We start from the raw sequence: 20,457 nt of genomic DNA on the forward strand, positions 1-20,457 counted from the left end.
GAATTGAGAGATGACCGTCACCCTTCAGGAAATCTCAGCCACCGAATTCCCGACCTGGCTCGACCGCAGTTGCACGGAATACGCCGGAGATTTGGTCACCCAAGGACAATCGCACGAGGACGCTCTGCGCCTCGCGACCGAGAGCATGAATCAGTCTTTCCCAGATGGCGTTCTGAGCCCGGGCAACGAGGTTTTTCACGTGGTTGACGAAACGGGTGAGATCGTCGGATATCTATGGATCGGGCGGGATCTCAGCGGAGGCCCAGGCGCGTGGTGGGTCTGGGACATCGTCATCGACGCCGATCAGCGTGGCCGGGGGCTCGGGAGGGCCGCAATGCTCCTCGGCGAGCAGCTTGCGCGCTCGAATGGTGCACATTCGCTCGGTCTGAGCGTTTTCGGATTCAACACCGGTGCCCGCGGCCTGTACGAGTCACTGGGCTACGAAACGACGACGGTGAAAATGCGCAAGACGCTCGACTGAGCCTGACGGCGCTGCGGGTCCAGGCCAGATCAGGACCAGGTCACGCCGGGCGAACGATCAGAGCAAGATCGCCCACGGCTGAGGAGTCCGCGCATCGTCCGCCAGGATTCCAGCGACCCAATCGTCCTCACGGGCGAGTCGCCCGAGCGCACCGCGACGCAGGGTCCCTTCGAACTGAAACCCCACGCGACGTGCGACGCGAGCGGATGCAACATTTCCTGCGTACGCATGCCATTCGATTCGTTCGAGGCCCAAGCCGTGGGGCTCCGGAGTGAATCCGAAATCGACGACGGCCTGGGCAGCTTCCGTCAGCAGTCCACGCCCACGAAACCGTGGCGCCATCCAATAGCCGATCGTGGCCTGCCCGGAGCCGATGTTATCGAGACTGATCGCCCCGCAGTGCACTCCGTCGACCGTGATCGCCCAGGTGCAACGGCTACCGTCTGCCCAGCCCGGATCGGAGTAGGAAGTCACATAGGCCTCGGCATCGCTCGGCGAGTACGGCACCGGGACCGGCACGCGACGCTGTATCTCTGGGTCCTGGCACGCCGCGGTGATGGAACCGATGTCCGCGACAGAAGGTGCCTGAAGTACAAGCCGCTCGGTGCGCAGTTCAACCTTGTCCATGCGCCAAAGCTATCGTTCCAGGCTCGTCCACGGCCGAGACACGGCGCACGCCGGCAGGGCGGTCTGGAACCCACGGCCCGGCACCACAGGTTGCACCGCTTACTCTTGAAGCATGAGTGTGCACCTGGTAGGCGGCGGCTGGGCCCCCGAGAATTTTGAAGCAGTATTCGAGCAGTTCGTCGCCGAGGCGACGGCACGCGGCGTGGCGGCAGGTCGCACCGAGCCCAAGATCGCGCTGATCGCCGTGCGCGACGGCGACGCCTCAGATCACGCTGCGCAGCTGGGCGCCGCACTCGCCGCCGGCGGTCCGATCGAGGCCAAGGTCACGGCGCTGGCACACGATCAGCTCGCCGAGCTGATCCACGTTGCGGATGTCGATGGCATCGTCATCGGCGGAGGACTCACCCCCGCCTACCTCACGGCTATCACCCCGATCGCGGGCGAGATCCGTCGCCAGGTTTCTGCCGGCATCCCGTACCTCGGCTTCTCGGCCGGAGCCGCGATTGCCGCCGAGCGTGCCCTCATCGGCGGCTGGCGCATCGGCGGAGTCGAGGTCAGCAACGAAGACGGTTCGGAAGACCTCGACGAGGTGACCTTCGCGCAGGGAATCGGCCTGCTCGACGTCACGGTTGAGGTGCACGCGGCGCAGTGGGGCAACCTGTCCCGGCTGATCGCCGCCACCGAAGCAGGACTCGTCGACGGCGGGCTCGCCATCGACGAGAACACGGCGCTGGTCGTCGGCGAAGGCGCCCTCGGTGTCGTCGGAGCGGGCAGCGTCTGGCGCGTCAGCCAGGCCGACGGCGGCGTGCTCGTGAGCACCTTCGGCGCGTAGCCACCGGCATGATGCTGTTCGATTCGGACTTCGGCCGTGAGGGCGATCCGGCTGCAGGCGACCCGGCGGCAATTGAGCCGCCGGCGCTCGACGCCGACTGGGCGGCGGCACTTGAACCCGTCTCCTTCGAACTGAACGCCGTGCAGAGCTTCGTTCAAGCCGAACGGGAGGCCGGCCGAGAGGTGTTGCCGGCACCGCAGAACGTGTTGCGCGTCTTCACCCGACCGCTCGATGCGGTGCGCGTCGTGATCGTCGGCCAAGATCCCTATCCGACGCCGGGACATCCGATCGGCCTGTCGTTCGCCGTCGACCCGGCGGTGCGCCCGTTGCCGCGAAGCCTGTCGAACATTTACCGGGAGCTGCAGGACGACCTCGGCCTGACCCCGCCCGCGCACGGCGATCTCAGTGCCTGGGCCGACCAGGGCGTGCTGCTGCTCAACCGCGTGCTGACCGTGGGCGCCGGCGAGGCCGGTTCGCACCGCAAGCGCGGCTGGGAAGCCGTGACCGACCAGGCCGTGCGCGCGCTCGTCGATCGGGAACGCCCGCTCGTCGCCATCCTCTGGGGCAAGGATGCTCAGGCACTTGGCCCGCTCTTCGGAACGACGCCATTGATCGAATCGGCGCATCCCAGTCCGTTGTCGGCACGCCGCGGATTCTTCGGTTCCCGACCGTTCAGCCGCACGAACGCACTGCTCGCCGAGCAAGGCGCGGTCGGCGTCGACTGGAGTCTCGGTTAGCCTTGATGAAGAACGAAAGGGTGTTGCACGGTGCTTGAAGAGGAATATCAGCCACGTCGCCGACTGCCCCGGCACCTGCAACCTGAGCCCACGCCCGAGGCGCCGTTCGCCTACACGCTGCGCCTTGTCGAGGCTCCCGATCTGCCGTACATTCGGGAAATTTACAACTATTACGTGGCGAACAGCACTGTCACCTTCGATGAAGACCCCATGACTCTGGCCGAGTGGCGCGACAAGTTCTATTACCTCTCGCGGCTCGGGATGCCGTTCATCGCCGCAGTCTCACCGAGCGGGCAAATTCTCGGTTATGCGCTCGTTACCCCGTGGAAGCAGAAAAAGGCATACCGATTCACGGTCGAGAACTCGATCTACCTCGGCCCGGCGTCGACCGGCAAGGGTCTCGGCCGCGTGCTGCTCGCCGAGCTGCTCGACCGTTCGAAGGCGGCGGGTCTGCGCGAGGTCATCGCGGTGGTCGCCGATCAGGGTGCCGACGCGTCGATCAAGCTGCACGAGAGCTTCGGCTTCGAAGAGATCGGGCGAATGGGCAAGGTTGGCTTCAAGTTCGAGCGCTGGCTCGGCACCGTGTTGCTGCAGAAGAGCCTCAAGTAGTCCGCGGCGCCGGTCGGCTGCCGGTCCGCTGCGCCGAGTGTCGCCGTTCGCGCCGACGATCGCCGCTGCAACGGCGACTATCGGCTGTAACGGCGATTCTCGAAAAGTGACCAGGCCTATCCGGTGCGACCCGGCGCCGACATCCGCCCCGTGACAGTCACGACGGCACGCCGCGGTGCGAGGGTCGCCATCCGAGCGAACACCGCGTTCTGAGAACCGCTGATTGAGTGGAGCGGGGTGGTGGTGCGGTTGAGCGCGGTGAAGGTAGTGTCCATCACCTCGTCGACGGTGAGGAACTTGCCGAATGCCGCGTCGTGATTCTGCGCCACGTCGAAGAACTCGGTGTCGACCGGGCCGGGGCAGACGGTGGTCACCTTGAGGCCGGTGCGCCGGGTTTCGTACCAGATTGCCTGCGTGAAACTCACGACGTAGGCCTTCGTCGCCCCGTAGACGGCCATCCGCGGCACCGGCTGAAAGGCGGCCGTGCTCGCCACGTTCACCAGAGCTGCGCCATGGGGATGCGTCGTGGCAGTGGTCAGCAGATCGGGCAAGAACGCGTGAGTGAGAGCCGTCAATGCGACAACGTTGACGGCGATTTCGTCCATCTCGCGCCCGGCATCCGCATCGACGAAGTTGCCGTAGGTGCCGAAGCCGGCGGAGTTGATCAGGCTGCCGATGGTGATCGAGCGCTCGCGGAGGTCGTCGACGAGCTGGGGGACTGACTCCGGCAGCGACAGGTCGAGCGGGATCACCGTCGACGTGGCACCGTATTTCTCGGCCAGATCGACGGCCAACGCTTCCAGCCGGTCTTGTCGGCGAGCCACGAGCACGAGGTCGGCGCCGCGCTCGGCCATCGCGTGCGCGTAGCCGATGCCGAGGCCGCTCGAGGCGCCGGTGACCAGCGCAGTGGTTCCCATGGGGTTGAAATGTGCGCGCGCCATGCTCTGAGGCTAGTCGTCCCCGCTTCCGGGCGACAGAGTGGCCTTCATCGCCCGGCCTAACATTGAGGCATGACGAATGCGCCACTCGACCTGCCGGCCAAACACACGGTGCTGCGTTCTTTCGCGGGGCACCTCGAGGCTGAACCCGACGCCGTCTTCGACTTGCTGCTTGAGAAGCTGGCGGCCGGCGACGAGAACGGCGGGCACTTTCTCGCCGACCCGGCCGAGCGTTTCATCGTCGTGCAGGGCGACTGGTGGTATCGCGGCGAGTACCGCGTGCTGCCTGAAGAAGACGGGAACGGCACACGTGTCGAACACGAGATCTTGAACGTCGCACAGATCGCGCATTGGGCCGGAGCGCTCACCGGCCGGTCGGTCGTCGCCGGGGCTCCGGCAGCGTTCGGCCGGCTGCTGACCGAGATCGACGCGGAACTGAGCGAAGACTCCGACGCGGAATAGCCGAGCGCCTCGGCCCGAACGTGTCACGCCGTAGGCTCGACGCATGACTGAGCTTCACGATCTAACCGCGCTCGAGCAGTGGCAGGGGCTGCAGAAAGGTGAGATCGGCGTCGTCGAGCTGACCGAGCATTACCTCGCCCGAATCAACACGCTGAATCCGGCGCTCGGCGCGTTCGTCACAGTGACGGATGAGGCGGCGCGGGTCAGAGCCGCGGACGTCGCGACACACGTGCCCCGCACGGCGTCCCTGTGGGGGTTGCCATTTGGCGATAAAGATCTGCAGCAACGGGCGGGGGTTCCCGCCCGATACGGTTCGCGACTGATGGCCGACTTCGTGCCGACGGAGTCGGACGACCTCGTGCAGGCGCTCGATGACGCCGGCGCGGTGAGCCTCGGCAAGACCGCGACACCCGAGTTCGGCATGCCGTCGTACACCGAGACGCTGGCCGGCCCGCCGGCACGGAATCCCTGGGACCCAACCCTCGGTTCCGGTGGCTCCAGTGGCGGGGCCGCCGTCGCCGTGGCTGCCCGGATGCTGCCCTTCGCGCCGGGGTCGGACGGCGGCGGTTCCGTACGTATTCCCGCAGCGGCATGTGGGCTGGTCGGGCTCAAGCCATCGCGCGGACGCGTGCCCGCCGCATCCGGTGTAGACAAGCTGGCCGGGCTTCCCGTGGCCGGCCCGCTCGCGCGCACCGTGGCGGATGCCGCGCTGTTGCTCGATGCGATGATCGCGCCGCTCGGCGGCCGGCCCGACCACCAATTCACGTTGCGTTCGCCGGGTGACGACGGAGGCCCCCTGCTGGCAGCCGCCGTGCGGGGCGAGGGCCGGTTTCAGCTCGGTGTGATGACGACGTCGGCGTGGGACAACGCCTATTCCATTGAGATCGCGCCGGAAGCACGGGCGGCCCTCGACCTGGCCGTCTCCGAATTGGCGGCACTTGGACACGGCCTGGAGCAGACGGCGCTCGCGCCCGATGACAGCTACGCCCCGGCGTTCCGCACGATTTGGCAGGCCGGAGCTGCCAGCATCCCGGCAGAGAGCGACGAGCAGGAACAGCTACTCGAACCGCTCACCCGCTGGCTGATGCACCGGGGGCGGGCGCTCTCGGCGCGCGATCTGGCCGAAGCTCTTGCCGCGTTGTCGGCCTACGAACGGTCATTCATCCGACAGCTGTCGCGGTTCGACGCGGTACTGACTCCCGCTCTGGCGTTGACCCCGCGGCCGATCGGCTGGTACGACGCCCACGACGGCGAGGCGAACTTCGCTCAGCAGGTGCAGTACACGCCCTTCACCTCGATGGTCAACGTGAGCGGGCTGCCCGCCATCGTGCTGCCGGTCGCCGAGACGGCCGACGGGCTGCCGATGGGGGTGCAGCTGATCGGGCGTCCGGGGGGCGAGGCGACCCTGCTCGCGCTCGGCGCGCAACTGGAGCGGCGCCTGCGCTGGCAGCACCGGGTGCCGGCAATCGCGCGGGCGTGACGGCGCGTCATCTCTCTTTCCGCGAACCGTGCCGAATTACTGTTTGCCCGTTGTTTTGAATAACTCAAGACAACTTGGTAGATTGAGGTCATGACACACACCGTGACGGATGCCTCGGGGGCAGACGAACTGAGCGAGCGCATCCGCGCGGCTTCGCTCAAAGTCACGGCGACTCGTCGCTCGGTGCTGGCTGCGTTGAGTGCGGCTCCGCACACGAGTGCCGACACCATCTTCGCCGCGGTCGCGACCGAGCTGCCCGGCACCTCGCTGCAGGCGGTCTACGGAGTGCTCACCGCCTTCACCGCCGCCGGCCTCGTGCGCCGCATCGAACCGGCCGGCTCGGCCGCCCTCTACGAGTGCCGCATCGGTGACAACCACCATCACCTGGTCTGCACGCACTGTTCCGCGGTGCAGGATGTCGATTGCGTGGTCGGGGGAGCGCCGTGCCTGACGCCGTCCGACACGGGCGGTTTCGCCATCCATACGGCCGAGGTCACGTTCTGGGGCCTCTGCGCTGCGTGCCAGACCGGCGCCGCGGAGGCCGCACTCGCCGCACCCGCGTCATCCGCGGCCGCGCCGACAACATCCGCGCCCGCACCCACAGCATCCGCTCCGGCCGCCCACTAGTTTTCTTTGCCTCATCTGCCCATCACCATCCCTTCGAGATAAGGATCAGAATGACTGAACCCACCACCACCCAGACGGGTGCGCCCGTTGCCAGCGACGACCACTCGCTGACCGTCGGCACCGATGGCGTCACCGCGCTGCACGACCGCTACCTGGTCGAGAAGCTCGCGCAGTTCAACCGTGAGCGCATCCCGGAGCGCATCGTGCACGCCAAGGGCGGCGGAGCATTCGGTACGTTCGAGGTCACCGGTGACGTGTCGGCGTACACCCGTGCCGCAGTGTTCCAGCCGGGCACCGTCACCCAGACCATGCAGCGCTTCTCCAGCGTTGCCGGCGAGCAGGGCTCGCCCGACACCTGGCGCGACGTGCGTGGCTTCTCGGTCAAGTTCTACACGACAGAGGGCAACTACGACATCGTCGGAAACAACACCCCGGTGTTCTTCATCCGCGATGGCATCAAGTTCCCCGACTTCATCCACTCGCAGAAGCGCCTGCCGGGCTCCGGCCTCCGCGACGCCGACATGCAGTGGGACTTCTGGACCCTGTCGCCGGAATCCGCGCACCAGGTCACCTACCTGATGGGCGACCGCGGCCTGCCGCGCTCCTGGCGTGAAATGCCCGGCTTCGGCTCGCACACCTACCAGTGGATCAACGCTGCGGGCGAGCGCTTCTGGGTGAAGTACCACTTCACGTCCAACCAGGGCAACATCGAGATCGACGGAACCGAAGCCGAGCTCATCGCCGGTGCCGACGCCGACTACTACCGTCGCGACCTCTACGAGGCCATCGAAGCCGGCAACTTCCCGTCGTGGGATGTCTCCGTTCAGGTCATGCCGTACGAAGAGGGCAAGACCTACCGTTTCAACCCGTTCGACCTCACCAAGGTTTGGCCGCACGCCGACTACCCGCTGATCAAGATCGGCACGCACACCCTCGACCGCAACCCGGAGAACTTCTTCGCGCAGATCGAGCAGGTTGCACTCTCGCCCGCGAACCTGGTTCCCGGCATCGACGCCAGCCCCGACAAGATGCTGATGGCCCGCATCTTCTCCTACCCCGACGCACAGCGCTACCGCCTCGGTGCCAACTACAACCAGATCCCCGTGAACTCGCCGATCGCTCCGGTGAACAACTACTCACAGGATGGCGCCGCCCGCCACGGCTTCAACTCGCCGAGCACCCCGGTCTACGCGCCGAACTCGCTCGGCGGCCCCGCCGCTGACCCGGCAGCTGCCGGAACCGGTGGCTGGGAGAACGACGGCGAACTGCTGCGCGCTGCTGCCGTGCTCCGCTCGGAGGACAGCGACTTCGGCCAGGCCGGAACGCTCTACCGCGAGGTCTTCGATGATGCAGCCAAGGGTCGCTTCCTGGCGACCATCACGGATGCCGTCAGCGGCGTCACCCGTCCCGAGGTGCGCGAGCGCGCCATCTGGTACTGGTCCAGCGTTGACGCAGAGCTCGGCGCAGCACTGCGCTCGAACCTCGAGGCACTCGACCTGGTCAACGCCGGCGAGTAACTCTGCTCCTGCAGAATCGGTTCTGAATCACGGATTCTGAACCACAACGAACGCCCGACCTTTTCGAAGGTCGGGCGTTCGTCGTTTCAGGCACGCGGGGGCGGCAACCTTGGGAAGGTTGGTTAGGTAAGGCTTGCCTATGTTGGTTATAGTGAATGTCATGCTCGGTCACGACCTCACCCTCTCCTACCACGGCGCACCCGTCGTGCACAGCGCCCACATCGACCTGGCCCCCGGGCAGATCACCGCGCTGATCGGCGCCAACGGCAGCGGAAAGTCGACCCTGCTGCGCGCCCTTGCCCGACTTCACACACCCGACTCCGGCACCGTCTTTCTCAGTGACGATTCCAGCAGCCCGGATGGCGCGCCCACTCTCACCGCGGCCAACGGCGTCGACGCCCTCACTTTGACCAGCCGCGAGTTCGCCCGCCGGGTCACCCTGCTTTCGCAGAGCCGGGCCACCCCGACCGGACTGACCGTGCGCGAGGTCGTCGATTTCGGACGCCACCCGCACCGGGGCCGCTGGGTGCGCGGCGATGCCGATGGTGCGGCTGCGGTGCAGCACGCGATGACCGTCACCGGCATCAGCGACCTTGCCGACCGGCAGGTTGAGCAGCTCTCCGGTGGGCAGCTGCAACGCGTCTGGTTGGCCAGCTGTCTGGCTCAGGACACGACGGTGCTGCTTCTCGATGAGCCGACCACCTACCTCGACCTGCGCTACCAGGTCGAGCTCCTCGACTTGATTCGCGACCTGGCCGAACTCCACGGCGTGACCATCGGCATCGTGCTGCATGACCTCGACCAGGCGGCACTGATCGCCGACCGGGTGATTCTGCTCGACGCGGGCCGCATCGTCGCGGCCGGAACGCCGGGCGAGGTCTTCGTCGGCGACGTGCTCAGCTCGGCCTACGGCATCCGGATCGACGTCGATGTGGATGCCGACAGCGGCCTGATTCGCTCACGGCCGATCGGCCGCCATGATCGCCGCCGCGCCGAAAGCCACGACCATGACCACGACCACGGCCACGGCCACGACGAACGCAGCGTTCACCGCCACGACCAACGCAGCAGCGCTCACAGTGTGGCGGTTAACGCCTAGCGTCACCTGCTGCCCCGACACTCCTCTTCCGACCCAGCTTCCCCTCGTATCGCCCTCACTCCGCGCGGGCGCTCTTCCGCGCGCCATCAGAAAGAAACCCATGAGAAAGACGCCAATGAGAAAAAACGCCGTGAAGGCTCGCCACCTCCTTCTGTCGATCGCCGCCGCAGGAACCGCCATTCTCCTGGCCGGTTGCGGCACCACCGAGAACGCCGGCTCATCCGCCGCAAGCGGTGCCTCAGCCATCACCATCACCGATGACCGCGGGGAATCTGTCACGCTCGACGGGCCGGCCACGAAGGTCGTCGCGCTGGAGTGGAACACGGTCGAGAACCTCGTTGCGCTCGGCGTGATGCCGATCGGGGTCGCAGATATCGAGGGCTATGGCGACTGGGTCAAGTCCGAGTCGCTCGACGACTCGGTGACGGATGTCGGCCAGCGCGGTGAGCCGAGCATCGACGCGATCGCCGGCCTGGCTCCCGACCTCGTGGTGACCACCACCGACCTCTCCGAGAGCGCCATCGCGCAGATCGAAGAGATCGCCCCACTGATCGTCGTGCGCGGAGCCGACGCGTCGAACGGCATCGGACAGATGGAGAAGAACCTCAACACGATCGCCACCGCCACGGGAACCGAAGACGAGGCGGAGACGCTGCTCGCCGACTTCGAGGCGAAGATCGCCGACGGCGCCGAGGCGCTGAAGGCGGCCGGCCTCGCCGGTACCAAATTCGCGATGACCGACTCCTATGCGAGCGGCGGCCAGGTCACCATCCGCCCGTTCGCCCACGGCGCGCTGCTCGCCGACCTGACCGAGCGCCTCGGCCTCGTCAACGCCTGGACCGGCGAAGGCGACGCCGACTACGGCCTCGGCACGACCGACGTCGAGGGGCTCACCGCTCTCGGCGACGTGAACTTTCTCTACATCGCCAACGGTGCCAGCGACGCTTACCAGGTTGATCTCGCCGACAACGCGGTGTGGAACTCGCTCCCGTTCGTGCAGGCCGGCAACGTTCACCGCCTGCCCGACGGCATCTGGATGTTCGGTGGCCCGTCGTCGATGAATGACTACATCGACGCGGTTGTTTCGACTCTCACCGCCTAGCATGACCGCGACCACGACTGCCCCGCCGGCCCTCACTCCCACCGGGGTGACGGCCGGTGCCGGGCGCGCCCGGCTCGCGGCGTTCCTGGTCGGCGGCGTGCTGCTCGCCCTCGTTCTCTCCGCTGTTCACCTCACCCAGGGGTCGTCCGCGGTCGGTCTCGGTGATCTGATGCACGTGCTCACCGGCACCGGTGACGAGCAGTCGGCGGCCGTGCTCGTCGCCTCCCGTTTGCCGCGGCTCCTCGCCGGTCTGTTTGTCGGCGTCGCGCTCGGCGTTGCCGGCCTGGTGATGCAGACGGTTGCCCGCAACGTGCTCGCGTCGCCCGACACCCTCTCGGTCAACGGCGGCGCCTATCTCGCCGTCGTCGCCGTCTCGGCGTTTGGGATCTCACTGCCCGCTCTCGGCGGTGGCGCGGTCGCCTTCCTCGGCGGGCTTGCCGCCGCCGCCCTCGTGCTCGGCCTGTCGGCCGGCGGGGGAGGCGGAACGGTGCGGCTCGTGCTCGCCGGCTCGGCCATCGCCCTGGCCCTCGCCGCGCTCACCACGGTGCTGCTGCTGCTCTTCGCCGAGGAGACCACCGGTCTCTTTGCGTGGGGAGCCGGCTCCCTCGGCCAAACCAGTCTCGACGGAGTCAGCCAGCTCGGCCCGGTCGTGCTGCTCACCGTGCTGGCTCTGCTGCTGCTCTCGCGCAAACTTGACCTCCTCGGGCTGGGTGACGACGCGGCATCCGTGCTCGGCGTGAAGGTGCGCCAGACCCAGCTGATCGCGATTGTCCTGGCCGTACTGTTGTCTGCTGCCGCTGTGACGGTGGCCGGGCCCATCGGATTTGTCGGACTGGCCGCGCCGGCGATCGTTCGGCTGCTGGCCACGCGCATCCCGGGGCTCGCGCGGCACCGGATGCTCATCCCCGCCTCGGCGCTGATGGGCGTGATCGTCGTGCTCGGCTCCGACGTGCTGCTGCGCTTCATCTTCGGCGGGCAAGCCGGCGTCGATGTGCCGACCGGCGTCGTGACCACTCTCTTCGGCGCCCTCTTCTTGGTCGTTCTCGCGGGCCGCCTCACCGGCTCCGGCTCGGCGGGCGCGCGCGCCGACACCGCTCATGGAGTCTTTGGTGGGCGACGGATGCGTGGAGCGGCAGTCATCGCCCTGGTCGTGATCCTGCTCATCGTGGCGATCGCATCCCTGCTGCTCGGTGATGCCAAACTGCTCGCCGGCGACCTCGTGAACTGGGCGACCGGGCAGGCCGGGCCGGTGGTCACCTTCGTGATGAACACGCGGGTTCCCCGGGTTCTCGCGGCCATTCTCGCCGGTGCCGCCCTCGCGGTGGCCGGGGCGATTGTGCAATCGGTGACGCGCAACCCGCTGGCCGATCCCGGAATTCTCGGTGTGACCGGCGGTGCCGGCGTCGGCGCGGTGATTGTGATCACGATCGCGCCACTCGCCAGCTTCTGGGCGGTCACGGCAGGGGGACTGATCGGCGCGCTGCTTGCAGCCGCCATCGTGTTCGGCCTCGCCGCCCGGGACGGGTTCGGCCAGAACCGGCTCATTCTCGTCGGAATCGGTGTCGCCGCCGCGGCCGGCGCGGTGGTGAGCATGCTCATCGTGGCCACCGATCAGTACAGCGGGGCCAAAGCGCTCACCTGGCTGAGCGGTTCGACCTACGGCCGCACAATGCCGCAGCTGCTGCCGCTGCTCGTGGCGATTGTCGTGGCCATTCCCATTGTGATCGCGGGTCGTCGTGAGCTCGATCTGCTCGCCTACGACGATGACACCCCACGCATTCTCGGTGTCTCGGTCGGCCGGGCCCGGCTCGGCCTGCTCGCGACGGCAGTGATGCTGACGGCGGCCGCCGTTGCGGCCGTCGGGGTGATCGGCTTCGTCGGTCTCGTCGCCCCGCATGCGGCCCGGGCGCTCGTCGGGGCGCGGCATGCGCTCGTTCTGCCGGTTTCCGCGCTGCTCGGGGCGATCCTGGTCTGCGTCGCGGATACGCTCGGGCGCACGGTGATCGCTCCGGCACAGCTGCCGGCCGGGTTGCTCACCGCACTCGTCGGAGCCCCCTACTTCGTCTGGCTGCTCTGGCGTTCGCGTCGGGCGGGCTGACTCGGGCGGGTCGTCCAGGTCGGGAAGTTAGGTTAGGCATGCCATACTAAGGGCATGCTTACTTCGACGGTTCCTGAGCTCGCCCCCCGCCCGCCGAAGCCCAGCTACCGCCCCTTTTCCGTCACGGTCGCCGGCATCCGGCGGCTCTCCGACTCGTTCACGCGAGTGACCTTCAGCGGCGCCGACCTGCATGAATTCGGCACGATCGGGCTCGATCAGCGTGTCAAAGTCATTCTCCCGCTACCCGGAATCGGGATGTCCCCACTGCCTGAAGATGACACCTGGTACGACGCGTGGCGCCGGCTTCCCGACGCCGAACGCAACCCGATTCGCACCTACACGGTGCGCGCGGTTCGACCGGCAGCGCGCGAGATCGACATCGACTTCGTGATGCACGGCGACGGCGGACCGGCCTCGCGCTGGGCCGGCGCGGCGACCATGGGGGAGCGACTCGTCGTCGTCGGGCCGAACGCGGGCGGCGAGTTTCCGCGCTCCGGCGTGGAATGGAACCCTGGCGACGCGTCAACCCTGCTGCTGGCCGGCGATGAAACCGCGGCGCCGGCGATCTGCTCGATTCTCGAGTCCCTTCCCGCCGACGCGCGCGGCACGGCCATCATCGAGTTGCCGCACGCCCGCGACGCCCTCGACGTTGCCGCCCCTGCTGGAATGCAGGTGACCTGGCTCGTTCGGGATGCCGCCGGCAGCGCTCACGGCGCGGCCCTCGATGCGGCGGTGCGGGAGTGGACATCCGGCTTTATCAGCAGCGCACCTGCCGGTGGCGGTGCAGATGCCGACCTCAACGACGTCGACGTGGACACCGAGATTCTCTGGGAGGTTCCCGACGCGGTGACGGCCGACGCGAATGCGGCTCACTCAACGCTTTACGCCTGGCTGGCCGGTGAGGCCGGCGTGATCAAGACCCTGCGCCGATTCCTCGTCTCCGAAACCGGGATCGACCGTCGACAGGTGGCCTTCATGGGGTACTGGCGCGCCGGTCGTTCCGAAGCGAACTAGCTTTCGGTCGCCCGCTCTCGATTCGGTCAGCGACGCAAAGGAGGAGTTTCTGCGACTCACCGCCCAGACCTGGCGGGTCACCTCGGCGTGTCGCAGAATGTCCTACTTTACGTACGGCACTCGCGGCAGCTCAGCGCAGGTAGCCGCCCTTTTCGAGACCGGCCTCGATTTCCCAGCGGTTCTTCAACGGGTCGCGCCCGGCGATCAGGTAGAGCAGCGGAAACACCATTCCGTAGCGCTGCCACTGGCGTTTGTGCACGGCTTCGTGCTCCAGGATGTCGTCTGACACATTCTGATTGGTGAGGTAGCAGCCGCCGACGCACGAGCCGCCGCGGCCGAACGACCAGGTCGGCATCCCGCGAAAAATGATCATGCCGCCGCGTCGTTCGACTCGACCGGTGCTCAAAATCGAACCCCAGACGATTCCGACCGCGGTCGCGTAGAGGTAGCCGGCCCGGCTGAGGGGGGAGTCGAAGAAGATGCGGCGCACGCTCCCAGCGTAGGCCGTCGGGGCCAGTGCTCGGCAGCGGATGCTCAGGGCAGATGCTCGACGCGGCAAGCCAGACTTCGCGGCAAACCGGACTTCGCGGCCGTCACGCAGGCATCCGCCCGCAGACATCCGCCCACCGGCGTCCGCCTTAGCCGCCCGTCGGCCGGCCGTACTCCTCCAGCAACCGCAGCCAGACCTCGCTCAGCGTCGGATAGCTCGGCACCGCGTGCCACAACCGCTCGATCGGCACCTCGCCGACCACGGCAATGGTTGCGGCATGCAGCAACTCGGCGACATCCTGCCCGACGAACGTCGCGCCGATCAGCACGCGGCGATCCTCATCGACGATGGCACGGGCGTGACCGACATAGCCGTCGGCGAGCACTGTCGCGCCGCCCAGCCAGCTGAGGTCGTAGTCGAGCACCCGGATGCGATGGCCCGCCTTCTCGGCGGCGGCTGCGGTCAGCCCCACAGAGGCGATCTCGGGGTCGGTGAACGTCACTTGCGGAACCGCTGAGTGATCGGCCGTCGCCACGTGGGCGCCCCACGGTGCGTCGTCGACCCGTCGCCCGGTCGCCCGCGCAGCGATCACGTCGCCGGCGGCACGCGCCTGATACTTGCCCTGGTGGGTGAGGAGAGCCCGGTGTGTGACGTCGCCGACCGCGTAGAGCCAGTCGCCCGCGAGCGCGGGGGAGCCGCCCTGAACGAGCAGAGTGTCGTCGACGCGCAGCCAGTCGCCGGGCGGCAGGCCGATGCTTTCAAGCCCGAGGTCGCCGGTGCGCGGAACCCGCCCGGTTGCGACAAGCACCTCACTGGCCGTGACCGTGCGTCCGTCGCTGAGGATCACAGCGATATCGCCGTCGAGGGTGCGTGTTGCAGAATTCACGCTGAGTCCGGTGAGCACGGTGGCACCGTCGCGGCGCAGCGCATCGGCGACGAACTCACCGGCGAACGGTTCAAAGTTCGCGAGAAGTTTTCCGCGGGCGATCAACGTGACCGTCGAGCCGAGTGCGGTGAACGCTGTCGCCATTTCAGTGGCGACGGTGCCGCCCCCGATGATCGCGAGTGTGCGCGGAACCGTCTGCGCCGACGTCGCCTCCTTGCTGGTCCACGGGTCGACCTCGGCCAGTCCCGGGATTGCGGGCAGCAGCGAGGCCGAGCCGGGGCAGAGCGCCACGGCATGTTTCGCGGTCAGAACCGTCGTCGAACCGTCGGCAGCGGTGACTGTCACCTCGCGGATCCCGCTGACCCGTCCGTGACCGCGCACCAGAGCGATACCGGCCGAATTCAACCAGCTCACCTGATCTTGATCTGACCAGTCATGCACGATCGTGTCACGCCGGCCGAACGCTGCCATCGCATCCAGTTCTCCCGTGATCGCCTCGGCGGCACCCTGCACGCGGTGGGCAGCGGCGAGAGCGGTCCCGGCCCTGATCAAAGCCTTCGATGGCATGCAGGCCCAGTACGAACAGGCTCCTCCGACCAGATCGCTCTCGACGATGACGGCGGTCAGACCGCCCTGCACCGCACGGTCGGCGACATTCTCGGCGGATGTCCCGCCGCCAACGACGATGAGGTCATAGATCTGTTCCGGCATGTTGACGCCTTTCGATGCTTCCCACCCAGGTGCTGCTCTGCGCGGTCAGCATACGCCCCTCGACGGTTCTCGACAGGCTCGACGGATCTCGACAGGCTCGATCACCGGGGTGGTCAGCGCGTCAGCGACCCGATGACACGCAGCACGTTCGACAAGTCGTCAGAGGCCGCCTCGGGTGATGACGGAGCGAACCCGGCAATCGTCGCGCCGGCGACCCCGAAGTGGGCGCGCAGCCCGGTGATGGCGCCGGTGAGGGCCTCCACGCTAATTCCGAACGGCAGCAGGTTCGCCAGTCCGGTCATCTCGGAGGGGTCGAGCACGTCGAGGTCGATGTGCAGGTAGACCTGCGTGGCCCCGGTGTGGCGCACCGCCGCGATGAGGGCGTCCGCGGTGCCGAGATCCTCGGCGGCGACCAGCGCGATCGTGTGCGTGCGGATGAGTTCCGCCTCGGCCGCATCGATGTCCCGCGTTCCGGCGAGCACCACCCGGTCGAGCGGGATCGAGGTCGAGGAGCCGAGCGCCAAGCCATCGGCGCCCTCGCCGGTGATCGCGCGCAACACCATGCCGGTGAACGCGCCAGACGGCGACGATTGCGGCGTGTGCAAATCGGGGTGGGCATCCAGCCAGACCACCGCCAGATCGCCCGGATGCTGCCGCGACGCGTGTTCGACGGCGGCCAGCGACACCCCGCAGTCACCGCCGATCGTCAGCGCCCAGTCGTCGCTTGCGCGAAGTACTGCTGTCTGCGCGCTGCGCACCAGAGCAAGGGCGGAGTACCGGTTGACGCCGGTGTCCTCCGAGTCGCCCGCCTCGGCCGGAATCGGCACGGCGACAGTGGCTGAAGCGGGCAGATCGCCTCGAATCGCCTCCGCCCCATCGGCCAGGCGCATCGCGCGCGAAGAAACTGAACCTTGCCATTGCGGCACGACAACGAAGGTGGGAGACACCCCTTCAGTATGCTCTCAGACTGCTTCGAAGCGCCATCACGACATGTCGCGATAGCGCTCGGCCGCGTCGACGGCGGCGCGCAGCTCGTCGAGATTCATCCGCACGCCGTAACCGGGGGTGTCCCGCTGAATGCGCCAGCCTTCGGCGAGCGGGCCGAGGTCGAGCGTGTCAAAACCGAACTCATTGATCAATGCGGAGGCGGCGTGACGGGCGGCAGCACTGTCGCCGGCAACGACCAACGCGCGACGATTCGGGGTGCCGGCCGGGCTGCCATCCGTCAGGAGTTCAGATGCGTAAATATGGTTGAACGCTTTGACGACATGCGCGTTCGGCAAATGGGCTTGCAGCAGCTCGGCACTGGTTGTCGATTCATCGTCGAGCGCGGCTATCGCTCCGTCGCGCTGCGGGTAGTAGTTGTTGGTGTCGATCACGACCTTGCCGGCAAATGCCGCTGACGGAAGTTCCTCGATGCGGCGGAGTGGGATGGTGACGATCACCAGGTCGCCTGTCGATGCGGCCACGGCCGAGGTGGCCGCGCGCGCCTTCGGACCCAGTTCGGCCACCAGGCCGCTGAGTGTCTCGGGTCCACGCGAATTGCTGAGCACCACGTTGTAGCCACTGGCCACACCGAGTCGTGCGAGCTGGCTGCCGATGTGCCCGGCGCCGACGATTCCCAAAGTTGTCATGATCGGGTTAACGACGAGAGCCGGCGGGGTGTTCCCGCCGACCCTGAAATCGTTGCCGTTCGAATCAAACGAAACGCGTTATGAACCGATCGCGGTGGTCGACCCGGCGTTCTTGAGCGCGGCGAGCCGTGCGTCGACCTCGGTCAGCTCGCCCAAGTCCTCGAGGCTTTCGAACTGCGCGTCGAGACTGGATGCCGCGAGCTCACTGGCGCCGCGCACCTTGGCCTCTTCGCGACGGATCTTGTCTTCGAACCGGCTGACCTCGCTGGTCGGGTCCATGATGTCGATGCTCTTGACAGCATCCATCACTTGCGCCTGCGCGGCGGCGGACTTCGAGCGGGCGACGAGTTCGTCGCGCTTCGACGCGAGCTGACCCAGCTTCGTCTTCATCGCGTTCAGGCCGTTCTTGAGCTGCTCGACAACCGCGGTCTGCGAGGCGATCTGCGGCTCGGCAGCCTTGGCTTCCTTCTCGGACTGCAGCTGACGACCGAGCGCCACCTTGGCGAGGTTGTCGAACTTGTCGGCGTCGACGGCGTTGCCGCCCGCGCGCAGCTCGTCGGCCTTGCGGCTGGCGGCGAGGGCCTTGCCGCCCCACTCGGTGGCGGCTTCGATGTCTTCGCGGTGGTCGTCTTCAAGCAGACGCAGGTTGCCGATTGTCTCGGCGATCGCGCTTTCCGCATCGGCGATGCTCGTCGTGTAGTCGCGCACCATCTGGTCGAGCATGAGCTTGGGGTCTTCAGCGGAATCCAGAAGCGCGTTGATGTTCGCCTTCGCCAGCTGGGAGATGCGGCCAAAGATTGACTGCTTTGCCATTTTGGTGGTGTCCTTTCGAGTGGGTAATGCCGGTGTGTTGCAAGTGTTGCAAGTGTTGCGAGTGTTGCGTGGTCGGTGAGACTGTGGGGTCGAAATCGGCGGGCGTCGGATGCTGCACGGATGTTTCGCGGATGACCTCGAGGTCTAGAAGCGGCCGCCGCCTCCGCGTCGAGAGCGCGTGCCCCCACCGCCGAAACTGCCGGCGCTGCGGGAGCCGCCGCCGCGCGAACTGCCTCCGCCGCCGAACATACCGCCTCCGCCTCCGCGGGATCCGCCGCCTCCGGTGAGAAGCGTGTTGATCAGGATGCCGCCCAATATGGCGCCCATGGCGCCGTTGCCGCCGCCCGAGCCGCTGCTCCTGCTCGCTTGCTCGCCGAACAGTCCGCCGAGTGGGTCGCCGCTCGTCGCGTTGAACCCGTTCACATCGTTTTGGGCGAGTCGGATAGCTTCGGCCGCCAGCGCATCGGCACGCTGTGCTGCGGTGAGTGCCGTGGCCGGATCCGACGCGCTCAACGAATCGGCCTGAACGACGAGACGGCCCGCTTCCGCAAGCCGGGTGCGTGCCTCCGCGCCGACGGCCCCGCGCCGCGCGGTGATGAAGTCCTCGGCGGCCGAGACCTGGCTGCGCGCGGCGAGGAGGGTGTGGCTGAGCGCGGCCTGCGCACGTTGCTGCTGAACCGCGGCTTCCCGCACGCCGTGCAGCGCAGCATCCATCGGCGCGTTTGCCGCCTCTAACGTCTGCACCAGCTCGATCGGGTTGATCGCACCGTCGGCCAGGCGTGCCTTGACGGCGGTGAGGGTCTGCTCGGTCTGCGCGATCACGGAGGGCAGGCTGGCCGACGCCCCGCCGGTCACCGGAAGCGCCCGCGCGGCGACCAGGTCGGTCTCGAGGTCGGTGATTGCCGGGCCGACGGTGGCGGCGGCCTGCTTCAGGTCGGCTCCCAAGCGGTCGACGGCGTCGAGTAGAAGGGTCGCCTGGTCGACGGATTCTTCGGCCGCACGGATGCCGACGGCCGCGGCTCCGGTGTCGCCCGCTGCTAGCCGGGTGTTGGCCTCGGCCAAGGCAGATTCGGCGAAGGTCACGCGTTCGCGAGCCTGGGCGGGGTTGTCGGCGACGGTCGCAATGCTCGTCGCGGTGTAGCGCGCCGAGAGATCGGCGAGGCTCGCTTCGGCCGCGGCGATCCGTGCCTGGGCCGCGGTAGCCGCAGCGGCGACAGTCGCGGCGGCCTGCGGCGCGTTCTTCTCCAGCTGGCGCAACTCGTCGAAATCAGCGGCTTGCTCGTCGAGCGCGGCGTTCGCCTGGGCGCAGAGGTCGAGAATCTGGGAGTACCAGGCGCGCTGTTGCTCTTCGGAGTCGGGCTCCGAGTCATCAAGTCTCTGCTGCAGGGTGAAAGCCTGGCGCAGCAGCGCCGTCGCGTCGGTCACCGCCGCCTGGAACGCCGTGGTCGCCGCCTCGCCATACTGGGCGACGGCGAAGCCGAGTTCTTGCCCGCTGGTCTTGATGGCGTCGTCGGTCTGCACCAGAGCACTGCCGGCCTGCTGCTTGAGTTGTGGGGTCGGCACCGCCTGCACGGCGGCGGGGCCACCGGCTCCCGCGCCGTTCTTTCGACGTCGGCGCATCGCCAGAAAGATGATCACACCGACCGCGACGACGACAATCAGGATGCCGACGAATACGCCGAAGCCGCCGCCTCCGCTGCCGGGGTCTGCCTTGCCGGGAGTGATCTGCGGGGTCGTCACGGCCTGCCCCTGCAAGCTCTGGGAGAGCCCGTTCGCGGCTCCGATGCCCGCGCCGGCCCAGTCGTTTTGACGCAGGGGAGGCTCAATGGCGACCGATTCGATCTCGCTGAGCTGGGCATCCGTCAGTGTGAAGTTCGGCGAAACCGAGAGCTGGTACTGCCGGTCGCCAGTGGCGACGGCGAGCAGCACGTCGTTGGTGCCGAGACCGTTCTGGTCGGCCGTCTGGTCGGCCCATTCCTCGCGGTTGGACACCCCGGTGAAGCTGTCGACATAGGCGACGAAGAGGTCGGTGCCGGTCTCGTCGGCGAGCTTCGTGATGGCCGCGGCGACCTCGCCCTCGCGGTTGCCAAGCGCGCCGGTCTTGTCGACGATGTGGCTTGCGCCGAAATCGACGGGACTCTCGGCATACGCGATCGTCGGTACCCCCACCGCCAGAGCGCTCACCAGAAGTGCGGCGCCGAGCTTCGACCATGCGTGCATGTGCCTGCCTTCTCGCGAGGGATGGGGTTGAATCGAGCTTAGGGCGCGCGAGATTGTCAGTCTAGGAATGTGGTGTGAAC

20 protein-coding genes are annotated in these 20,457 nt (G+C 67.5%); 12 read left to right on the top strand and 8 right to left on the bottom strand.

Annotated features, from left to right (window positions below; translation table 11 throughout):
* Positions 1 to 10 precede the first annotated feature (10 nt).
* The gene (locus AC1DCF_RS12040) at positions 11 to 481 is read left to right on the top strand and encodes an N-acetyltransferase family protein (protein ID WP_477211211.1); all 471 of its coding nucleotides are present in this window, start codon (positions 11 to 13) and stop codon (positions 479 to 481) included.
* Between the two features lie 57 nt (positions 482 to 538).
* On the opposite strand, the gene AC1DCF_RS12045 is transcribed toward AC1DCF_RS12040, so the two are convergent.
* On the bottom strand, positions 539 to 1,108 hold the full coding sequence (locus tag AC1DCF_RS12045) for a GNAT family N-acetyltransferase (RefSeq protein WP_477211212.1): 570 nt from the start codon (positions 1,106 to 1,108) through the stop codon (positions 539 to 541).
* A gap of 112 nt (positions 1,109 to 1,220) precedes the next feature.
* Here AC1DCF_RS12045 and AC1DCF_RS12050 point away from each other — a divergent pair, with 112 nt between their 5' ends.
* The 3 genes from AC1DCF_RS12050 to AC1DCF_RS12060 are packed head-to-tail and all read left to right on the top strand — an operon-like array spanning position 1,221 to position 3,286.
* Positions 1,221 to 1,940: a Type 1 glutamine amidotransferase-like domain-containing protein gene (locus AC1DCF_RS12050; RefSeq protein ID WP_477211213.1), complete on the top strand. Its 720-nt coding sequence runs from the start codon at positions 1,221 to 1,223 to the stop codon at positions 1,938 to 1,940.
* A gap of 14 nt (positions 1,941 to 1,954) precedes the next feature.
* Positions 1,955 to 2,677 (top strand): uracil-DNA glycosylase, encoded by a 723-nt coding sequence (locus AC1DCF_RS12055; RefSeq protein ID WP_477211330.1) that lies wholly within the window; start codon positions 1,955 to 1,957, stop codon positions 2,675 to 2,677.
* A gap of 30 nt (positions 2,678 to 2,707) precedes the next feature.
* The gene (locus tag AC1DCF_RS12060; RefSeq protein ID WP_441791373.1) at positions 2,708 to 3,286 is read left to right on the top strand and encodes a GNAT family N-acetyltransferase; all 579 of its coding nucleotides are present in this window, start codon (positions 2,708 to 2,710) and stop codon (positions 3,284 to 3,286) included.
* Between the two features lie 116 nt (positions 3,287 to 3,402).
* Here AC1DCF_RS12060 and AC1DCF_RS12065 read toward each other — a convergent pair whose 3' ends face one another.
* Positions 3,403 to 4,227, bottom strand: a complete 825-nt coding sequence (locus AC1DCF_RS12065; protein WP_477211214.1) for an SDR family NAD(P)-dependent oxidoreductase — start codon at positions 4,225 to 4,227, stop codon at positions 3,403 to 3,405.
* Between the two features lie 69 nt (positions 4,228 to 4,296).
* Here AC1DCF_RS12065 and AC1DCF_RS12070 point away from each other — a divergent pair, with 69 nt between their 5' ends.
* The 8 genes from AC1DCF_RS12070 to AC1DCF_RS12105 all read left to right on the top strand — a co-directional run bounded on the left by AC1DCF_RS12070 (position 4,297) and on the right by AC1DCF_RS12105 (position 13,623).
* A complete protein-coding gene (locus AC1DCF_RS12070) occupies positions 4,297 to 4,686 on the top strand; it encodes a hypothetical protein (protein ID WP_441791371.1) in 390 nt (129 codons plus the stop codon).
* 43 nt (positions 4,687 to 4,729) lie between these two features.
* Positions 4,730 to 6,166, top strand: coding sequence for an amidase (locus tag AC1DCF_RS12075; protein WP_477211215.1), 1,437 nt, complete (start codon positions 4,730 to 4,732; stop codon positions 6,164 to 6,166).
* A gap of 90 nt (positions 6,167 to 6,256) precedes the next feature.
* Positions 6,257 to 6,793 carry a Fur family transcriptional regulator gene (locus AC1DCF_RS12080; protein ID WP_477211216.1) on the top strand — a complete coding sequence of 179 codons (537 nt, stop codon included), beginning with the start codon at positions 6,257 to 6,259 and terminating at the stop codon, positions 6,791 to 6,793.
* Between the two features lie 50 nt (positions 6,794 to 6,843).
* Complete coding sequence (locus tag AC1DCF_RS12085; protein ID WP_441791368.1) at positions 6,844 to 8,310, top strand: catalase; 1,467 nt, start codon at positions 6,844 to 6,846, stop codon at positions 8,308 to 8,310.
* Positions 8,311 to 8,470: 160 nt separating this feature from the next.
* On the top strand, positions 8,471 to 9,409 hold the full coding sequence (locus AC1DCF_RS12090; protein WP_477211217.1) for an ABC transporter ATP-binding protein: 939 nt from the start codon (positions 8,471 to 8,473) through the stop codon (positions 9,407 to 9,409).
* A 115-nt stretch (positions 9,410 to 9,524) separates the two neighbouring features.
* Entirely contained in the window at positions 9,525 to 10,511 is a 987-nt protein-coding gene (locus AC1DCF_RS12095; protein WP_477211218.1) for an ABC transporter substrate-binding protein, read from the top strand.
* Position 10,512: 1 nt separating this feature from the next.
* Positions 10,513 to 12,609, top strand: a complete 2,097-nt coding sequence (locus AC1DCF_RS12100) for an iron ABC transporter permease (protein WP_477211219.1) — start codon at positions 10,513 to 10,515, stop codon at positions 12,607 to 12,609.
* A gap of 54 nt (positions 12,610 to 12,663) precedes the next feature.
* Entirely contained in the window at positions 12,664 to 13,623 is a 960-nt protein-coding gene (locus AC1DCF_RS12105) for a siderophore-interacting protein (RefSeq protein WP_477211220.1), read from the top strand.
* A 130-nt stretch (positions 13,624 to 13,753) separates the two neighbouring features.
* Here the strand turns inward: AC1DCF_RS12105 and AC1DCF_RS12110 are convergent, their stop codons facing one another.
* From AC1DCF_RS12110 to AC1DCF_RS12135, 6 genes are all read right to left on the bottom strand, one after another.
* On the bottom strand, positions 13,754 to 14,113 hold the full coding sequence (locus AC1DCF_RS12110; protein ID WP_477211221.1) for a Fe-S oxidoreductase: 360 nt from the start codon (positions 14,111 to 14,113) through the stop codon (positions 13,754 to 13,756).
* A 148-nt stretch (positions 14,114 to 14,261) separates the two neighbouring features.
* Positions 14,262 to 15,710, bottom strand: a complete 1,449-nt coding sequence (locus AC1DCF_RS12115; RefSeq protein ID WP_477211222.1) for a dihydrolipoyl dehydrogenase family protein — start codon at positions 15,708 to 15,710, stop codon at positions 14,262 to 14,264.
* 113 nt (positions 15,711 to 15,823) lie between these two features.
* Complete coding sequence (locus tag AC1DCF_RS12120; protein ID WP_477211223.1) at positions 15,824 to 16,657, bottom strand: arginase family protein; 834 nt, start codon at positions 16,655 to 16,657, stop codon at positions 15,824 to 15,826.
* Positions 16,658 to 16,693: 36 nt separating this feature from the next.
* Positions 16,694 to 17,344, bottom strand: coding sequence for an NADPH-dependent F420 reductase (locus AC1DCF_RS12125; protein ID WP_477211224.1), 651 nt, complete (start codon positions 17,342 to 17,344; stop codon positions 16,694 to 16,696).
* 78 nt (positions 17,345 to 17,422) lie between these two features.
* On the bottom strand, positions 17,423 to 18,157 hold the full coding sequence (locus AC1DCF_RS12130) for a PspA/IM30 family protein (protein WP_441791359.1): 735 nt from the start codon (positions 18,155 to 18,157) through the stop codon (positions 17,423 to 17,425).
* 144 nt (positions 18,158 to 18,301) lie between these two features.
* On the bottom strand, positions 18,302 to 20,377 hold the full coding sequence (locus AC1DCF_RS12135) for a TPM domain-containing protein (RefSeq protein WP_477211225.1): 2,076 nt from the start codon (positions 20,375 to 20,377) through the stop codon (positions 18,302 to 18,304).
* Positions 20,378 to 20,457: the final 80 nt, after the last annotated feature.

The organism is Leifsonia sp. 10L418 (assembly GCF_056395445.1).

Bases quoted from the DNA above. Each gene is read 5' to 3' on its own strand.
- AC1DCF_RS12080 (WP_477211216.1), top strand. From the start codon at position 6,257: ATGACACACACCGTGACGGATGCCTCGGGGGCAGACGAACTGAGCGAG.
- AC1DCF_RS12130 (WP_441791359.1), bottom strand. From the start codon at position 18,157: ATGGCAAAGCAGTCAATCTTTGGCCGCATCTCCCAGCTGGCGAAGGCG.
- AC1DCF_RS12040 (WP_477211211.1), top strand. From the start codon at position 11: ATGACCGTCACCCTTCAGGAAATCTCAGCCACCGAATTCCCGACCTGG.
- AC1DCF_RS12105 (WP_477211220.1), top strand. From the start codon at position 12,664: ATGCTTACTTCGACGGTTCCTGAGCTCGCCCCCCGCCCGCCGAAGCCC.
- AC1DCF_RS12125 (WP_477211224.1), bottom strand. From the start codon at position 17,344: ATGACAACTTTGGGAATCGTCGGCGCCGGGCACATCGGCAGCCAGCTC.
- AC1DCF_RS12065 (WP_477211214.1), bottom strand. From the start codon at position 4,227: ATGGCGCGCGCACATTTCAACCCCATGGGAACCACTGCGCTGGTCACC.
- AC1DCF_RS12090 (WP_477211217.1), top strand. From the start codon at position 8,471: ATGCTCGGTCACGACCTCACCCTCTCCTACCACGGCGCACCCGTCGTG.
- AC1DCF_RS12085 (WP_441791368.1), top strand. From the start codon at position 6,844: ATGACTGAACCCACCACCACCCAGACGGGTGCGCCCGTTGCCAGCGAC.
- AC1DCF_RS12095 (WP_477211218.1), top strand. From the start codon at position 9,525: ATGAGAAAAAACGCCGTGAAGGCTCGCCACCTCCTTCTGTCGATCGCC.
- AC1DCF_RS12070 (WP_441791371.1), top strand. From the start codon at position 4,297: ATGACGAATGCGCCACTCGACCTGCCGGCCAAACACACGGTGCTGCGT.
- AC1DCF_RS12050 (WP_477211213.1), top strand. From the start codon at position 1,221: ATGAGTGTGCACCTGGTAGGCGGCGGCTGGGCCCCCGAGAATTTTGAA.
- AC1DCF_RS12100 (WP_477211219.1), top strand. From the start codon at position 10,513: ATGACCGCGACCACGACTGCCCCGCCGGCCCTCACTCCCACCGGGGTG.
- AC1DCF_RS12115 (WP_477211222.1), bottom strand. From the start codon at position 15,710: ATGCCGGAACAGATCTATGACCTCATCGTCGTTGGCGGCGGGACATCC.
- AC1DCF_RS12045 (WP_477211212.1), bottom strand. From the start codon at position 1,108: ATGGACAAGGTTGAACTGCGCACCGAGCGGCTTGTACTTCAGGCACCT.
- AC1DCF_RS12135 (WP_477211225.1), bottom strand. From the start codon at position 20,377: ATGCACGCATGGTCGAAGCTCGGCGCCGCACTTCTGGTGAGCGCTCTG.
- AC1DCF_RS12075 (WP_477211215.1), top strand. From the start codon at position 4,730: ATGACTGAGCTTCACGATCTAACCGCGCTCGAGCAGTGGCAGGGGCTG.